General features: G+C 52.1%; 16 protein-coding genes and 1 other RNA gene. 10 read left to right on the top strand and 7 right to left on the bottom strand.

Going from position 1 to position 15055, the window contains the following annotated elements:
- Positions 1-10: 10 nt before the first annotated feature.
- Positions 11-820, top strand: coding sequence for a polysaccharide deacetylase family protein (locus ACXJJW_RS09990; protein ID WP_456475599.1), 810 nt, complete (start codon positions 11-13; stop codon positions 818-820).
- Here the strand turns inward: ACXJJW_RS09990 and ACXJJW_RS09985 are convergent.
- Positions 810-2375 (bottom strand): DEAD/DEAH box helicase, encoded by a 1566-nt coding sequence (locus ACXJJW_RS09985; RefSeq protein WP_456475598.1) that lies wholly within the window; start codon positions 2373-2375, stop codon positions 810-812. The genes ACXJJW_RS09990 and ACXJJW_RS09985 overlap by 11 nt on opposite strands.
- A gap of 55 nt (positions 2376-2430) precedes the next feature.
- Between ACXJJW_RS09985 and rnpB the strand changes: the two genes are divergently transcribed.
- From rnpB to ACXJJW_RS09945, 8 genes are all read left to right on the top strand, one after another.
- Positions 2431-2740: RNase P RNA component (gene rnpB, locus ACXJJW_RS09980), an RNA gene on the top strand.
- A gap of 33 nt (positions 2741-2773) precedes the next feature.
- Positions 2774-3382 (top strand): DNA replication complex subunit Gins51, encoded by a 609-nt coding sequence (locus tag ACXJJW_RS09975; protein WP_456475597.1) that lies wholly within the window; start codon positions 2774-2776, stop codon positions 3380-3382.
- A gap of 111 nt (positions 3383-3493) precedes the next feature.
- A complete protein-coding gene (locus ACXJJW_RS09970; protein WP_456475596.1) occupies positions 3494-4330 on the top strand; it encodes a 4Fe-4S binding protein in 837 nt (278 codons plus the stop codon).
- Positions 4331-4334: 4 nt separating this feature from the next.
- Positions 4335-5015 carry a ferredoxin family protein gene (locus tag ACXJJW_RS09965; RefSeq protein WP_456475595.1) on the top strand — a complete coding sequence of 227 codons (681 nt, stop codon included), beginning with the start codon at positions 4335-4337 and terminating at the stop codon, positions 5013-5015.
- Between the two features lie 2 nt (positions 5016-5017).
- On the top strand, positions 5018-5413 hold the full coding sequence (locus tag ACXJJW_RS09960; RefSeq protein ID WP_456475594.1) for a molybdopterin dinucleotide binding domain-containing protein: 396 nt from the start codon (positions 5018-5020) through the stop codon (positions 5411-5413).
- Positions 5414-5418: 5 nt separating this feature from the next.
- On the top strand, positions 5419-6747 hold the full coding sequence (locus ACXJJW_RS09955) for a formylmethanofuran dehydrogenase subunit B (protein WP_456475593.1): 1329 nt from the start codon (positions 5419-5421) through the stop codon (positions 6745-6747).
- Positions 6744-8450, top strand: a complete 1707-nt coding sequence (locus ACXJJW_RS09950) for a formylmethanofuran dehydrogenase subunit A (protein ID WP_456475592.1) — start codon at positions 6744-6746, stop codon at positions 8448-8450. Before ACXJJW_RS09955 ends, ACXJJW_RS09950 begins: the two co-directional genes overlap by 4 nt.
- A 5-nt stretch (positions 8451-8455) precedes the next feature.
- Entirely contained in the window at positions 8456-9244 is a 789-nt protein-coding gene (locus ACXJJW_RS09945; protein WP_456475617.1) for a formylmethanofuran dehydrogenase subunit C, read from the top strand.
- A 372-nt stretch (positions 9245-9616) separates the two neighbouring features.
- On the opposite strand, the gene ACXJJW_RS09940 is transcribed toward ACXJJW_RS09945, so the two are convergent.
- From ACXJJW_RS09940 to psmB, 5 genes are all read right to left on the bottom strand, one after another.
- The gene (locus ACXJJW_RS09940; protein ID WP_456475591.1) at positions 9617-10024 is read right to left on the bottom strand and encodes a HEPN domain-containing protein; all 408 of its coding nucleotides are present in this window, start codon (positions 10022-10024) and stop codon (positions 9617-9619) included.
- Positions 10021-10329: a nucleotidyltransferase domain-containing protein gene (locus tag ACXJJW_RS09935; RefSeq protein WP_456475590.1), complete on the bottom strand. Its 309-nt coding sequence runs from the start codon at positions 10327-10329 to the stop codon at positions 10021-10023. Before ACXJJW_RS09935 ends, ACXJJW_RS09940 begins: the two co-directional genes overlap by 4 nt.
- The gene (locus ACXJJW_RS09930; protein WP_456475589.1) at positions 10326-10484 is read right to left on the bottom strand and encodes a hypothetical protein; all 159 of its coding nucleotides are present in this window, start codon (positions 10482-10484) and stop codon (positions 10326-10328) included. The genes ACXJJW_RS09935 and ACXJJW_RS09930 overlap by 4 nt, the downstream gene beginning before the upstream one ends.
- Before the next feature lie 217 nt (positions 10485-10701).
- A complete protein-coding gene (locus tag ACXJJW_RS09925) occupies positions 10702-12615 on the bottom strand; it encodes a beta-CASP ribonuclease aCPSF1 (protein WP_456475588.1) in 1914 nt (637 codons plus the stop codon).
- An 84-nt stretch (positions 12616-12699) separates the two neighbouring features.
- Positions 12700-13338: an archaeal proteasome endopeptidase complex subunit beta gene (gene psmB / locus ACXJJW_RS09920; protein WP_456475587.1), complete on the bottom strand. Its 639-nt coding sequence runs from the start codon at positions 13336-13338 to the stop codon at positions 12700-12702.
- Between the two features lie 114 nt (positions 13339-13452).
- Between psmB and ACXJJW_RS09915 the strand changes: the two genes are divergently transcribed.
- Positions 13453-14169: a metallophosphoesterase gene (locus ACXJJW_RS09915; RefSeq protein ID WP_456475586.1), complete on the top strand. Its 717-nt coding sequence runs from the start codon at positions 13453-13455 to the stop codon at positions 14167-14169.
- On the opposite strand, the gene ACXJJW_RS09910 is transcribed toward ACXJJW_RS09915, so the two are convergent.
- On the bottom strand, positions 14166-14984 hold the full coding sequence (locus ACXJJW_RS09910) for a UbiA family prenyltransferase (protein ID WP_456475585.1): 819 nt from the start codon (positions 14982-14984) through the stop codon (positions 14166-14168). The two genes, ACXJJW_RS09915 and ACXJJW_RS09910, sit on opposite strands and share 4 nt — an antisense overlap.
- Positions 14985-15055 lie beyond the last annotated feature (71 nt).

Below are 15055 nucleotides of genomic sequence, written 5' to 3'. Positions count from 1 at the left end.
TACCCCTATCATGCGCCTCGCAGCCTTATTTGCTATCCTTCTGCTGATAACAGTGGCGATGGTGAAGTATGAGGAAAAAAGTGAGGTTGTAGTAGTTCTAACATTTGATTATGAGGATTTAACTGATGATAATGGCACCAGGAATATTCCGCAGGTTTTAAGGCTGCTTGATAAGCACAATGCCCCCGCCACATTTTTTGTGCTGGGGAAGACGGCAAAAATGCATCCCGGGACAGTGAGGATGATTGCAGCTAAAAACCACTCAATAGGGATGCACACCTACTTCCACAATCTTCCGATTTTTTCCCCGGAAAATGCAGGGGTAGTTGGCGAGATATATGGTGTGGATGCAGAGACCGAGTGGAGGAGGAGCTTCAAAACAAAGGAAGCCTTTTTTGAAGACATTGAGAGAACCAAAAGGGAGCTGGAAGGCATTACGGGGATAACACCGCAATTATTTAGATGCCCCTCTCTGGTGGTTAACTGGGCGCCAGATGACGCATATTTTCAGGCACTTCAGGAGGCGGGTGTTGTGATTGACAGCAGCGTATATCAGGGCAACAGCCCCTGGTACAGTGTTGGCTCGGTTGTTGAGATTCCAATTACAGGCGGACATGAGGTGTTCAGCGATACAGAGAACTTCCTCAACGCTGTGGAGCGTCAAAGTAAACATAAACTTCCGCTGGTCATACTTATACATCCCGCAAAACTTGATGACATAGATTTGCTGCTTATTGATGAGGCTCTTACCATAGCAGAGGCCAGGCACAACGTGAGGTACGCAAAGATTGAGGAGATTCCCGGGCTCTTCAGGAAGTAGCAGCCCTGCTCAGCCACCTCACAAAGCGGCGCATCTTCTTCTCCCTGGAAAGCTCGGCATAGAGGTAAGCCTCATCCTTGGTTTCGGAGGCGATCAATATAACCACCTTACCAACATCGCTCCGTCCTGTTCTCCCACGACGCTGAATTGCCCGAATCTCGCTGGGCACTGGCTCGTAGAAGATTACCAGGTCGACGCTGGGTATGTCCAGGCCCTCTTCTGCGACGCTGCTGGCGACGAGCACACTGGCATCGCCCCGCCTGAAGCTCTCCAGCGCTTCGCTCTGGGTGCGCTGGTTCATCCCCTTCTCCTCTCCCCGCGAAGCCTGCCCCACGAAGCGCAGGCAGGCTATCCCCTCGCTGCGAAGCTTCTCGATTACTGTTGCTATCGTATCCCGGTACTGTACAAATACTATAATAAGCGAGTCCGGCTTCGCACGCAGCTGGCTTTTTATGAGTTCTACGAGGGCTTCGAGCTTTGGATGCGAGTCTTCGAAGTTGTGCAGTCTTTCCAGCGCCTCCCTCACCCTCCTGCTGGAGAGGAAATGCTTCTCCCCCCGCGAGAGTCTGGGCTTATTCCTCAGCCTGTCCACATATGCAAGCGCTGGCTTTACCCCCTGAGTCTCTATCAGCTCAAGGAGGTTAAAGGCGTGCAGCGCCTGGGTTTGCAGCGACAGTGCTGAGAAGAGATAACCCTTATTTCTGCTCTTGTTCAGCCTTGCCCTTATCTCACCGCCCATCTCGACTATATCCTTCTTTGAAACATAGCGCGCCTTTTTATAGCTCGCAAAACCCATCCGCTGGAGTTTTGTGACCTTATCTTCAAGCAGGGTTCTCAGGAGCTGTGTAGCTTCCTTCAGCTCCTGAGGCAGATCTACCCTGTACCACTGGATTTTTACATCCTTGACGTAGCTACGCACATCGCCATCGGTGGGTAAACGTGCCTCAACCTGTGTGATTTTGAGGTTTTTCAACACCTCCTTTATCTTCTCCCTGTCTCCGCCGGGCGAGGCGGTAAGTCCGAGGATTAGGCCATTGTAATGCCGGGCGATTTTAACATAGGCGTAGTCGCCCACGCTGCGATGCGCCTCGTCGAAGATGACCAGCGTCACATCGCTGAGGTCGTAGAGCTTTGCCTCAAGGTCGTTGCGCACACTCTGCGGGGTGGCGAAAACAACGCGTGCACACCTCCATGCCTGAGCGCGCTTCTTCGCCGTCTGTTCGCCGGTGAAGACCACCATCTCATCCTCGCGGAGCTTTGTGAAGCGCCTGAAGCTCTCATAGTGCTGCCTCACGAGAGGCTTTGTCGGCGCGAGGAAGAGCACCTTGCCCCTGGAGAGCGCATCCAAGGCAACCAGAAGCGCAATCACAGTCTTTCCGAGCCCCGTTGGGAGCACCACCAGGGTGTTGCCCCTCTTTGCCCTCTCGGTGATGGCAAGCTGATACTCCCTCGCCTGTATTGCGCGCTCTTTGAGGAGGGGGTGCTCTACGTAACCTTCTGCCTTCTTCTCGACCTCCTCCCTGGCCGCAAATCTATCAAGGCGAAGCTGGCGCATAGTATATACTCTGCCGCGGTAAATATAACCCTTGTTAGTCTTCTTTTATATGATGCCGAGCCGGAGGGCAGCCTACGCTCCTCCCTGCGAGGAGTGAGGAAACTCCGCCCATCTCCGCGGGACCCGGGGGGTGCAAGCCCCGCGCCGAGAGGCGCAGCTCTGGAGCAGAAACGATACGCCGTGCAGGCGCGCTGTGAGGCTGCGAAGCTGAGCATGCCCTGCATTGGCGGTGAAACGGCCATCTCCGGGGATGCAAGCCCAAATGGAGGCGCAACGCCCCGCGGCGTGCCTCAGGTAGGGCGCTCAGACGAATGCTGCCGTGGGAACCTGTTCCCATAACAGAAGGCGGGTTACTCCCGGCACGGCAACTTTTTATTTAACCATGCAAAATTACATTCATGGACATAAAGACCCTGAGGGAGGCCCTGCGAAAGGAGAAGATGTCCCCCTATCTTCAGGAGCTCGGCAGGGACTTCTACCACGAAGCCCAAAAGCTCTTTGAAGGAATGCTGGAGGATTATAAGGCTGCAAAGGACTCTGACCTGACGCAGCTATCCCTTATGCTCGCAGAGCTTGAAAACCTCAGGAACATAATAAACGACCTCTATGAAACCCGCGAACGCAAGATAGTGTCCAGTGCTCTTTATTATGTTAAGTCGGGTGAGGAGGTGGAGTTTGACAATCTAACAGAGGAAGAGGAAGCTCTCCTCAGGGAAATTATACGCGTTATCAAGGCCAGCAGGGAACGCGTCCTCAGCGGATTTGTGAAGGGAAAAGCTATCAGGGAAGAAAAAAAAGAAGAAAATCGAGAAGAAAAAGAAGAAAAGCGCGTGGATGTCCCTTTTATTACCGTTAGGGTTCTCAAGGACCTGCCCTCGCTTGTGGGTGTGGATGGTAAAATATACGGTGACTTCAAGGCCGAAGATGTGGCAACTCTACCCGAGCCCAATGCAAAGATTCTTATAAATCGCGGAGATGCTGAGCTGATCTCGCCTGACAGCTCCTGAGGCTCTTTTTATTTTTCAGGCAATCCGCAAACCGATAACTTTATATTTATCCCACATGAAAAATCATGACAAATGTTAATGTAGGCTTAAGCTATTGCTTGCGGTGATACCATGCAGGATGATGAGCTGGGCTATTTTCTCAAAGTGAAAGGAAGGGAGGTCTTCTTCAGACGCGAGTCTGCGCGGGAGACTAGGGAGCTTAGGTACACTGCCGAGGCGTGCATTGGTTGCGGGCTGTGCTACGAGGCGTGTCCTGTCAGGGCGATTAAGCTTGGTGCAACAGGAGCAATAACCCGCAGGTTAATGGATGCACCGCCCATTGAGATAGATGCAGAGCGCTGTGTGCTATGCGGCGTGTGCAGCGCCGTATGCATGTTCAACGCCATAGACGTTCTTGTGGACGACAGCCCTGTGAAGGGCAACCCTGAGTTTCCCAATTTTCTCAGCGCTTTTGTGTTCAACCAGGATGATTGTAAGATGAAGGATGAGGCTAATGGCATAGCCTGCGACGAGTGCAAGCGCGCCTGTCCCAGAGAGGCGATAACCTTCGCCGGTATCGTCGAGAGAGGCGGGAAGAAGATAAACACCATTGAGAGGGACGAGGCAAAGTGTGTTTTCTGCTCCTCCTGCAGTGAGGCGTGCCCCACTCAGGCGATAGCCGTGGAGAAGGTGTTTGAGGGCGAGGTAAAGATAGACCACGACACATGCACCGGCTGCGCTTCCTGTGTTGATATATGCCCCACCCGTGCGATGTACATGCCTCGCGCTGAGCCCTGGGAGAAGCCGGCCAAGGTGGAGGTTCGCGAGCAGGTGTGCATCTACTGCGGGGCATGCGAGCATGTATGCCCAGTAGACGCGATTGATGTGGAACGTACCCGTGTAAACTACTCCAGGGGTGAGGAGCGCTCCTGGACAAAGAAGTGGGAGAAGATATTCCGTGAGCTGTGATAGCATGAGCTTCAAGCTTGAGATAGACCCGGATGTCTGCCAGGGCTGTGGAAACTGCATAGTGGTGTGCCCTGTTAATGCCCTGAGCGACAGCGTGGCAGGTGGGCGTGGAGACAGCGAGGAGCGAAATTTTGGGGTTAAACATGGCGAGGTGCAGATTTATGACCCTGAGTTCTGCACTGGCTGTGGAACCTGTATAAACGCCTGCGGTTATGGGGCGATTACCCTTAAAGCTGAGGTTCCACAGGAGAGCAGAGAGGAGAGGGTCAAGATAGATGCCCTGCCGGCGATGGGCGATAAGGCAGAGGTTTTAAAGCTCATTGAGCAGGAGGGTCCCCTCAGCATAGCTGAAATTGCTGGGAGGCTGGGCATTCAGCCTGCAAAGGCCGCGAGCATGGTTTTCGCCCTCAAGAATGAGAACAGGGTATTTGAGTATGAGAAGCAGAGCGATGGGCTGAGGGTGTGGTACACCTACTCCACAAGGCCGTCTGCAAAGACAGAAGAGGAGAAGGAGGAAGAGGCTGCCGCTGTTATAAAAGTGGATCCGGCCAGGGCAAGGCAGGTGCGGCAGAGCCTCACAGCAACCCTTGATTCCATGGATGTGGTTAAGATAAGGTTTCTGATAGAGACAGGCAAGCTGGACAAGGCAATTGAGGAGCTTGTAAGCAGGGTGAAGGAGGAGTAGGTATGGAGTTCACACTTATAACCGGCAGGACAGTGGCGCAGGGCGAGGCCATGGAAAAGGGAAAGATAAGCGAAGGTTTTACCAGGGCGTGTGCTGTTGTTGAGCTTGACCCCGAGGATATGAGCAAGCTAGGTGCATACGAGGGGGATGAGGTGAAAGTTACTACAGAAGCGGGTGAAGTTGTGGTGATGGCAAGGAAGTCGAGTTCGCCGCCCCACCCTGGCGTCGCCTTTATGCCCATGGGCCCCTGGGCGAATGTGATTGTGGGCGGTGGTACCGCCTCCACGGGTATGCCCCCCTTCAAGGGCATAAAGGCTGAGATAACCCTCGCCAAGGGCGAGCGTGTGCTGAGTGCAGAGGAGCTGGTGGCTATGATTTACACAAAAAAAGAGGAGTGAGGCTTATGCCAGGCTATACAGACGTGATATGCAGCTTCTGCGGCACCTTGTGTGACGACATAGAGGTTGTGGTGGAAGATGATAAGATCGTGGATGTTAAGCACGCATGCAGAATAGGCACCGCCAAGTTCCTGGCGAGCAACGATTATGAGCATCGCCTCCTCAAACCGATGGTGAGAAAGAATGGCAGGCTGATGGAGGTTGACATAGAGGTGGCTATAGAGAGAGCTGCAGAAATTCTCAAGGGTGCGACAAAACCCCTGCTATACGGATGGAGCAGCACCAGCTGCGAGGCTCAGTCGGTGGGCATTGAGCTTGCTGAAGAGCTGGGTGGGGTTATAGACAACACCGGCACAGTATGCCACGGTCCGAGCATTATCGCAATACATGACGCCGGATATATAAGCTGCACCTTGGGCGAAGTTAAAAACCGTGCCGACCTCATAATCTACTGGGGCGCTAATCCGATGCACGGTCATCCGCGCCATCTCTCGCGTTACTCCATCTTTCCCCGGGGCTACTTCCGTGAGCGCGGACAGCAGGACCGTGAACTTGTGGTTATAGATGTACGTAAAACCGATACCGCAAAGATAGCCAACAAGTTCGTAAAGGTGAACTACAACGAGGACTATGAGCTTGTATCCGCGCTGCGCAAGGTTGTCAACGGCGGGGAGCTTCGTGAGGAGAGTGTCGCCGGCGTGCCCAGGGAGGAGATAGTTGCGCTGGCGGAGAAGATGAAGAATGCGCAATTCGGTGTGGTATTCTTTGGTATGGGGCTTACGCAGAGCTACGGCAGGCACCGCAACATAGACAATGCGATTTCTCTGGTGCGCGACCTCAATGCTCACACCAAGTTTGTGCTAATGCCGATGCGCGGACACTACAATGTCGCTGGATTCAACGAGGTACTTAGCTGGCAGGCAGGTTTTCCCTTTGCGGTGGACATGGGTCGAGGCTTTGCCTGGTACAATCCGGGTGAAACCACAACCAACGATCTGCTCCAGCGCGGTGAGTGTGATGCTGCACTTATCATCGCCAGCGACCCGGTGTCCCACTTCCCGAGGAAAAGCATTGAACACCTTACCAGAATACCATCAATAGCCATAGATATCCACCCCACGCCCACGACACAGCTTGCAGATGTGGTTATTCCGAGTGCCATCGCCGGCATAGAGGTGGAGGGCACAGCCTACCGCATGGATGCCGTGCCCCTGAGGCTCAGAAAGGTGAAGGAGCCTCCCGAAGGTGTGCTCAGCGACGTCGAGATACTGCGCCGCATCCTTGCAAGGGTTAGAGATGAGGTGCTCGAGGCCAGGGCGGAGGTGGCGAGATGAGTGGGCTGATCCTGAAGAATGGTTATGTTTACGACCCTCTCAATGGCATTAACGGCGAGAGGATGGACATATGCATAGAGAACGGCAAGATAGTGGAGGAGGTCGGCGACGCAAAGGTTGTTGACTGCTCTGGTAAGGTGGTAATGCCGGGTGGGGTGGAAATACACAGCCACCTGGCGGGAGGTAAGGTTAATGTGGGCAGGCTCCTGCGTCCCGAGGACCACATCAAGAATGTAATGCCCAAGACAAAGCTCACCCGAGCCTGCAACGGCTATTCAACGCCTTCCACCTTCCTTACAGGCTATCTCTACGCAAAGCTTGGCTATACCACCGCCTTCACTGCGGCGATGCCTCCGCTTATGGCGAGACACACCCACGAGGAGCTTCACGATGTCCCCATGCTGGACAAGGGCGCATTCACGCTGATGGGCAACAACTGGTTTGTGATGCGCTATCTGAAGAGGGGCGATGTTGAGCTTGCCGCCGCCTTTGTTGCATGGCTGCTCAGGGCAGCGAAGGGCTATGCGATAAAGGTTGTGAACCCAGGCGGAGGTGAAGCCTGGGGCTGGGGTAGAGATATTCGTAGCCTGGACGAGCCTGTGCCCCACTTTGATATAACATCCCGGGAGATTATCTCCGGCCTCGCAGAGGTTAATGAGATGCTTTCCCTGCCGCACAGTGTGCATCTGCACGCTAACAATCTCGGCAGGGTGGGCAATTTTGCAACTACGCTCGAAACCATGCAGGTGCCCAACGGCACAAAGGCATCGCGGGAAAGGCAGGTGCTACAGCTCACCCATGTGCAGTTCCACTCCTACGGCGGCGATTCCTGGCGCACCTTTGCGTCTGAGGCTGAGAGCATAGCAAAGGCTGTGAACAGCAATGAGAATGTTATCATAGACATAGGTCAGGTGGTCTTTGGCGATACCACCACCATGACCGCCGATGGTCCGATGGAGTACTACCTCTCCTCGCTAACCGGTCTGAAGTGGGCAAACAAGAATATAGAGCTTGAAACATCACCTGGGGTTACGCCCTTCGTGTACTCCAAGCGCAGCCCGGTTGCGGCGGTGCAGTGGGCTGTTGGTCTTGAGCTGGCACTGCATGTCAACGACCCCTTCAAGGTGCTTCTGACCACTGACCACCCCAATGGAGCGCCCTTCTTCAAGTACCCGACGATTATCGCCTGGCTGATGAGCAGCAGGTACAGGGAGGAGACGATGAAGGAGGCTCACAAAGCGGTGGAGAAGAACACCACCCTCGCGACCATAGACAGGGAGTACGACCTGTATGAGATTGCAACAGTAACCCGTGCTGGACAGGCAAAGAGCCTGGGCCTGCAGGAGACAAAAGGACATCTCGGCGTGGGTGCAGATGCGGATGTTGCTGTGTATGACCTCAACCCTGAGAAGGTAAACCCGAGCAGAGACTACAGGCTCATCGAGGAGAAGTTTGCCCGGACTAGCTACACCATAAAGGGCGGCGAGATTGTTGTGAAAGACGGCGAAGTGGTGAAGGTGGTGCAGGGCAGGACGCTCTACGTAGATGCGAAGATAGATGAGAGCCTGGAGCGGGAGCTCATGCGCGACATCGACTACTACTTCAAGCGCTTCTACAGTGTTAACCTGGCCAACTATCCGGTGCAGAAGGTTTACCTCACCAACCCAACGCCATTGCAGATAAACGCCACTAACATAAGGTGATGCAGATGAATGAGGTTGTGCTTACCCCAAAGGAGCAGCCAAGCTATGGATTAATCGCGGAGTGCATAAGCTGCGACGTCTTTGCAGGAAAGAGCATCGACGAGATTAAGGCTCTGCCTGTTTACTACGGCAACAAGCAGGGCAAACTGGGCGACTTTTTTGATGTTGCCGGTGAGTGTGCTGATGCCGCTGAAGAGCAGCGTATAGTCATCGCCGGTGATGTGCCAAAAACGCGCTGGATTGGAAAGGAGATGACTGCCGGTGAGATTGTGATTAAGGGCAGCGCAGAGATGTACGTCGCCGCCTGGATGCGCGGAGGCAGAATTATAGTAGAGGGTGATGTTGGCGCTTTCTCTGGCATGATGATGAAGGGCGGCGAACTTCAGGTTAAGGGCAATGCGGGCGATTGCCTGGGCTGCGCCTATCGCGGTGAGTGGCGCGGTATGCGGGGTGGTACAATAGTCGTTGAGGGCAACGCGGGCATGGAAGTGGGGCAGAATCTAAACGGAGGCAAAATCATCGTAAAGGGCAGCGTGGAGAGCTTTGCCGGCGTGAGGATGAAGAAGGGTTTGCTCGTCGTGGGCTCTGCTACTGACCGCGTGGGTGCGCAGATGGTGGGAGGCACAATTGTGGTACTGGGAAGCGTTCTGAGACTGCTTCCTAGCTTTGACTTTGCGGGCGAGGTGGAGAATCCAGAAATCGACGACGAGAGCTTCACTGGGAAGTTTAAGAAGTATACCGGCGACCACGCCGAGCGAAATGCGAAGGGCGTGCTATACGTCAGGAAGGGATAATAAACCACAGATTTTCAATGTGGCTTGAGATAATCAATAATTCAACAAACCTTTTATTTTATCTCCTTTATTGGCAGTTAGACATACTATGATAGCAGCTGACATGGTCCATTTCCGATTTTGGACCATGTATGAACCTCGCTCTTATATCTCTACATCCTCAATGTAACACCTTCTCATATCTGGTTAACAATGGCATATATCCATTTCACTAATGGAAAAGCGTAATTTGATCTTGGAGAGATCCTTCGTGGCCAATTGTTCATGAATTTTGGATATTTTTAATGAAAATTAATCAAAAAGGTCTGAATACCTTTTAGCCGCTTTTTTATTTATTTCCCTTATTTGATTTATTGCAAAATTTTCGGAAGTTTAGTCATGTAGTTCATTCTCTTTAACTCCTAACTTATTTAATACAAATTCTTTCACATTTCTGGTAATCTTCAGACATTCTTTCGCCTCATCAAAAGTTGGTACATAAAACTCATCGGGATATCTTATCTCTACAGCATAAAATGATAAATCACCCACATCTATATTTTCAAAATCTCTATCTATTTTGGCACATAAATCCAACAGAAATTCCAAGTTATGGGTCTTTTTAAATTCTACATTTTTATTAATTAGATATGCCTTAAGAAATTTCTCAACTGCTTGTTGTGCATGAAAACATATAGCCTCAGTGACTAAATCATCAGGTGACACCTTTATTTCGTTCTCGGCAACTTTAAGATCTTTCACTGCTTTTATTAACCATTTTTTAACATAATCGTCAATCATATAGCAACTCCTTCCTCTAATGCGCTCTTTATCACACTTCCTATCTTATCTCTGTAGTATTCTATTTCATCTTTCGACTTTATGATAATATCAGCATCGATTCCTTCTTTTGCAAATTCCTGCCTTAATTGCTTGGTTAACCCCATTTTTTCTTTGATATTTAGCCTGTCTTTCACAATTATCAGTATGTCATAATCGCTTTCTTCTATAAAATCTCCTCTGGCTCTTGAACCGAATAGTATTACTTTTTCTAATTCAATGTCGGCTAAGACCTTCCTTATTATACTTTGAATGTCTTTAGTCATTCTAACACCTTTATCCCATTATAATTATTAGCCAACTGATTTACATTATTATTGTTATATGCAAATAAAAACCCTATCCACCGATCCTCCTCCTCCTCATAAAGCTCCCTCAGCGCCTCCTCATAATCCATCTCCCCCCTCTCAATGGCATCCATCTCTTCTTCGAGCTGCTTTGTCCTCGCCTCTGATGCGAAGTTTCCATACCTGCGTGATAGGTAGGTGTAGGCCTCCTTACCCAGCAGAGGGCAGTGCTTTTCTTTACGGGTGCAGCCCCGCCGTTAAAAGGCAGCAGCGCTCGAGGCCTGCCTACAGTTTTCTCAAAGAGCCTGAGAAACTCCTCAACCAGCGCCTCCTCATAAACAGCTTTGAGCATTACTTTACCCTGAAGACCTCCAGGTTCTGCACCGCCCGCGTTTCGCTGTAGGTGCGCTTGTACAGCGACGAGGCAAGCTCTATACACTTGCTCTCCTCGCCATGGCACGTAATAATGCGCTCTGGTTTTGGGTTGAGTCTGCGCACATAGTTGATCAGCTGATTGCGGTCGCTGTGACCTGAGAAGCCCTCTATCGTGTGAACCCCCATATTTATGGTAACCACCTTGGTCTTGCCGTTCTCTTTCATTGGAATCTCCTTCCATCCCTTCTGGATACGCCTGCCAAGGCTGCCCTCCGCCTGATAGCCCACGAATATAAGCGAGTTCTTCTCGTCGTCGGCGAGATGGCGCAGATACTCGATACTCGGCCCGCCGGTTAGCATACCCGAGGTGGCAAGTATAACGCTGGGCTCACCGTCAATAACCTCCTTCCGCATTGCAGTGCCAGTGACGCGTTTGAATATCTCTGCGAGGAATGGATTGTGCCCGCGGTGGAATATCTCTGTGCGAAGCATGCGGTTGAGGTACTCGGGATAGGTTGTGTGTATCGCTGTAGCCTCCCATATCATACCGTCAAGGTAAACCGGCATCTCTTCCAGGGCGCCATTGTTCACATAATCCTCAAGGGCGAGCATGAGCTCCTGTGCTCTGCCCACACTGAATACGGGCACAAGAACTTTACCCCCGCGCTCTATGGTGCGCCTTATTATTCTTATAAGCTCCTCCTCAGCTCGTCTCCGGCTCGGTAGGATGTCCCGCTTGCCGCCGTAGGTGCTCTCGATTATAAGCGTCTCGAGCCGGGGGAAGCGGAAGCTCGCTGGCTCAAGCAGACGGGAGCGTTCAAACTTTATGTCGCCTGTATAGGCCAGATTGTAGAGTCCATCGCCTATGTGGAAATGGGGTATTGAAGAGCCCAGGATGTGTCCTGCGTTGTGCAGTGTGAGGCGGATATCCGGGGCAATGTCGGTAACATCACCATACTCCAGAGGGATAACATATTTGAGCATCTCCTTTATGAACTTCCTCGGGTAAGGCGCCTGTCTCCCTTCGCGGTCAACCACATCGAGGTAGTCCCACTGTAGCAGGAACATAAGGTCCCGTGTAGGCGGGGTGCAGTACACCGGGCCCTCGTAGCCCATGTAGTAGAGGAAGGGTACAAAACCGCAGTGGTCAAGGTGAGCGTGGGTAATTACCACCGCATCCAGCTGCTGTATGTCAAACTCAGGTATGTTCAGGTAGGGGTAAGCCTTCTCAGAATCTCCGGCAGCGACATTTACACCGCAGTCTATCAAAACCCTGCTCTCGGGCGTGTGCAGATACATGCAGGTTCTGCCCACCTCACGGAATCCACCCAGGGCGGAGATGCGCACCCAGTATGTATCTCTCGCGCGGGTGGAGCGGTGTATCCTGCGCCCTATCTTGACCAGAATGTCCTTCCGCTTATCGCTGCTTGCCAATAGCTGATGTCTTATGCTCCTTACAATCTTCGAATCAATGGGCGGGGCACGCCTCACGCGGGGCAGCCAGCCTATGACAGAGCGGATTTCGTTCAGTGTTTTCCCGGCTTTTCCTATCACGAGCCCGGGCTTGACAGCCTCTATGAGAACCTCACCGAAAACAGGGTCGAACTTTATGTCAGTTATCCCTGCGTCCTCTGGTACAATCTCCTTTATCTTCTTTATAGCATACTCCTCATCGCTGAGCACGCTCGGATCGGGACGTATAATTATGCGCTTTCGTATTATCTTTGCAAGCTCCTTGACGATATTGTTGTCTGCTGCAAGCACCGCTGGATTTCTGGAGTACAGCACAAGTTCGCTGCCCTCAAAATCAACCTTTGTTATAAGCGCAGAGGCTGGAACATTCTCCTTTACTTTGCTCTTAATTTCCTCTAGTGTGTCTCTGACTCCCATAACTGCTTCCTCTCTCCAGTTGAAAATGTTTAAAATAGTGAGAGATAAGTGAGATTTTAGAGAAGGGGAAGGGATTTAATCCCTTCAGAGAGTTTCGATTAGTTTGTTTACCTCTTCTTCAGAGAGCTTCACAGCTCCTTCTTTTGTTATCTTGATCACATCAATCCCATTCCCTGTCATCGCATCGCGCTCCAGAGCGGAACGTATCGCGCGAACAGCAATCTTTGTTGCTGCATCTATCTCCATGTCCTCCTTGTATACGTCCTCCAGCACGCCGTAGGCATAGGGCGAACCTGAGCCTGTGGCAATGACCTTATCTTCAATGGTACTGCCCAGCGGGTCGAGAGAGTAGAGCCTTGCTCCTGTCCTGTCCACCCCACCTATTATGAGCTGTACTATCAGAGGGAAGTAGCGCGATGAGAACAGCACATTGCCCATGAGCGTTGAAATAGCCTGAACGCCTATCTCTTCGCCCTTGCGCATCCTGTAAAGCTTTGCCTCAGAGCGCATCCATCTTATAAGCGCCTGGGCGTCACCCACCGCTCCCGCTACAGTGGCTGCGATGTGCTTATCTATTATAAAACTCTTCTGCACCATCTTGTGGGCTATCAATGTACCCATGGTAGCGCGCTTGTCGCTGACAAGCACAACTCCATTGCTTGTGGTAAGTCCAACTGTGGTGGTTCCCTTCATGTATTCCTTTACCCTTTCCACGGCCTCCATTAATTAACCTCCAAGAAAAAGGGAGTAAAACCAGTTTTCTACTACTATTGATGGTTTTCTCGTATATAAATATTACTATAAAAATGCGAGAAGTTAGGCGCAAATCTGAAAAACATGAAAAAAATCTTCGGCGAGGCAGCCTGCATTGTGGGCGATGCCCTGGTGGTTGCAGACCTCCACATGGGCTTTGAGAGTGAGCTGCGAAGGGAGGGTTTTGCGGTGCCCTCCCAGAGCGGCAGGATGGAGAGGCGGTTGCTTGAGCTTCTGGAAAAAACCTGCGCAAAAAGGGTGGTGATACTCGGCGACCTTAAGCACAGCATACCAAAGGCAAGCTGGCAGGAGTATGCGGAGGTTCCACAGCTTGTCCATGCTCTTGAATCTAAGGCAGAGGTGATTGTCATAAAGGGGAACCACGATGGGAGTATAGAGAGGCTGCTTCCCTCAACCCAGGTGGTGGACAGCCTTGTTATAGGTGATGTGCTCCTTCTGCACGGGCATCGCCGTACCTCGCGGTTGGACTTCGCGCGGATAGTGCTGGCGCACAACCACCCGGCGGTGGAGTTCGTGGACGAGCTGGGCGCAAGAATGCGCGAAAAGGTGTGGCTGGAGCTGGAGTTCAGAGATGAGGCGCTGCCAGGGCTGGGGCTGAGCAAAAGTCCGCGCATAACAGTCATGCCCGCCTTCAATGAGCTTATTGAGGGGGTGCCCTTCAACCGCGGGGGTGTGATTCATGGGCAGGGCCCTCTGCTGAGGGAGGAGCTGGTCGACATCTCCCGTGCCAGAGCTTACCTCCTGGACGGCACTGAGCTGGGAAGACTTGCACAGCTCTAGCGCACAGCGCCTGCGAGGAAGGAGAGCAGAGCAATGAACATTGCCACCTTTATGTACCTGGCGCTTTTTGCGGCTTCACCACTCTTTAGAAGCACAAGGAGGGAGTAGAGAAAGACAGCATCGGCGATGCCCACAAGGGGCAGGTAGAGGATACCAAGGATATTCATAAGGTATGGGAGGGGGCTGAGAATCACAGCGGCGAGGAGAAAGGCAGCTGCAATGTAGGCACTCTTCTCCACGCCTATCCTCACAGGCAGGGTTCTGCACTCGCCCAGGTCGCCTCTCAGGTCTGCGATGTCCTTTACAATCTCACGGGAGGTATTTGCTAAAGCGGCGAGGGCGACGAATATTAGCGTTGCCCATGGCTGCGAGGTTGCAATGCCGCCGTAGAGAAAGGGCGATGCTACAAGGTAGCTTACAGTGAGGTTCTTGCTCAGCCCGCCTGTGCGTTTTATCCGCCAGGCATATGCGTAGAGGAGCGCTGAGTTAAAGGCAGCGAGAAGGAAGGCGGCTGTGCTTATGAGCAGCGCAAGGGCTGTGCCCAGTGTAAAGAGGAGCAGCGCATAATTCTTCGCCACCCACCTCTTTAGAGCTCCTCTGGGAAGCACCCTGTGGGGGGCGTTTATCCTGTCTATTTCGTAGTCGTAGAAATCGTTTATCACATTGCCGGCGCCGCACACAAGAAAAGCCACAACGCACGCTAGGGCAACATAGTAGATGCTGAAGCTACCCGAGGCTATGGTGGCCCCGAGAAACACTGCAAATGCCGCCATTGCGCAGTTCGCCGGTCTGAGAATCTCCAGATACGCACGCATGTTTGGAGCACCGCCTTGAGGAGTGCTATATAGGTTAAGCCGGGGGTATAAATCCCTTTCTATAATGCTTA

Source organism: Candidatus Pyrohabitans sp., assembly GCF_054014795.1.
The sequence above is the reverse complement of the archived record's forward strand: the minus strand, read 5'-3'. Positions and strand labels throughout refer to the sequence as shown.

What these genes read in the sequence shown, in the direction of transcription:
- ACXJJW_RS09990 (WP_456475599.1), top strand. Translation starts at nt 11, where the DNA reads ATGCGCCTCGCAGCCTTATTTGCTATCCTTCTGCTGATAACAGTGGCG.
- ACXJJW_RS09985 (WP_456475598.1), bottom strand. Translation starts at nt 2,375, where the DNA reads ATGCGCCAGCTTCGCCTTGATAGATTTGCGGCCAGGGAGGAGGTCGAG.
- ACXJJW_RS09975 (WP_456475597.1), top strand. Translation starts at nt 2,774, where the DNA reads ATGGACATAAAGACCCTGAGGGAGGCCCTGCGAAAGGAGAAGATGTCC.
- ACXJJW_RS09970 (WP_456475596.1), top strand. Translation starts at nt 3,494, where the DNA reads ATGCAGGATGATGAGCTGGGCTATTTTCTCAAAGTGAAAGGAAGGGAG.
- ACXJJW_RS09965 (WP_456475595.1), top strand. Translation starts at nt 4,335, where the DNA reads ATGAGCTTCAAGCTTGAGATAGACCCGGATGTCTGCCAGGGCTGTGGA.
- ACXJJW_RS09960 (WP_456475594.1), top strand. Translation starts at nt 5,018, where the DNA reads ATGGAGTTCACACTTATAACCGGCAGGACAGTGGCGCAGGGCGAGGCC.
- ACXJJW_RS09955 (WP_456475593.1), top strand. Translation starts at nt 5,419, where the DNA reads ATGCCAGGCTATACAGACGTGATATGCAGCTTCTGCGGCACCTTGTGT.
- ACXJJW_RS09950 (WP_456475592.1), top strand. Translation starts at nt 6,744, where the DNA reads ATGAGTGGGCTGATCCTGAAGAATGGTTATGTTTACGACCCTCTCAAT.
- ACXJJW_RS09945 (WP_456475617.1), top strand. Translation starts at nt 8,456, where the DNA reads ATGAATGAGGTTGTGCTTACCCCAAAGGAGCAGCCAAGCTATGGATTA.
- ACXJJW_RS09940 (WP_456475591.1), bottom strand. Translation starts at nt 10,024, where the DNA reads ATGATTGACGATTATGTTAAAAAATGGTTAATAAAAGCAGTGAAAGAT.
- ACXJJW_RS09935 (WP_456475590.1), bottom strand. Translation starts at nt 10,329, where the DNA reads ATGACTAAAGACATTCAAAGTATAATAAGGAAGGTCTTAGCCGACATT.
- ACXJJW_RS09930 (WP_456475589.1), bottom strand. Translation starts at nt 10,484, where the DNA reads ATGGATGCCATTGAGAGGGGGGAGATGGATTATGAGGAGGCGCTGAGG.
- ACXJJW_RS09925 (WP_456475588.1), bottom strand. Translation starts at nt 12,615, where the DNA reads ATGGGAGTCAGAGACACACTAGAGGAAATTAAGAGCAAAGTAAAGGAG.
- psmB (WP_456475587.1), bottom strand. Translation starts at nt 13,338, where the DNA reads ATGGAGGCCGTGGAAAGGGTAAAGGAATACATGAAGGGAACCACCACA.
- ACXJJW_RS09915 (WP_456475586.1), top strand. Translation starts at nt 13,453, where the DNA reads ATGAAAAAAATCTTCGGCGAGGCAGCCTGCATTGTGGGCGATGCCCTG.
- ACXJJW_RS09910 (WP_456475585.1), bottom strand. Translation starts at nt 14,984, where the DNA reads ATGCGTGCGTATCTGGAGATTCTCAGACCGGCGAACTGCGCAATGGCG.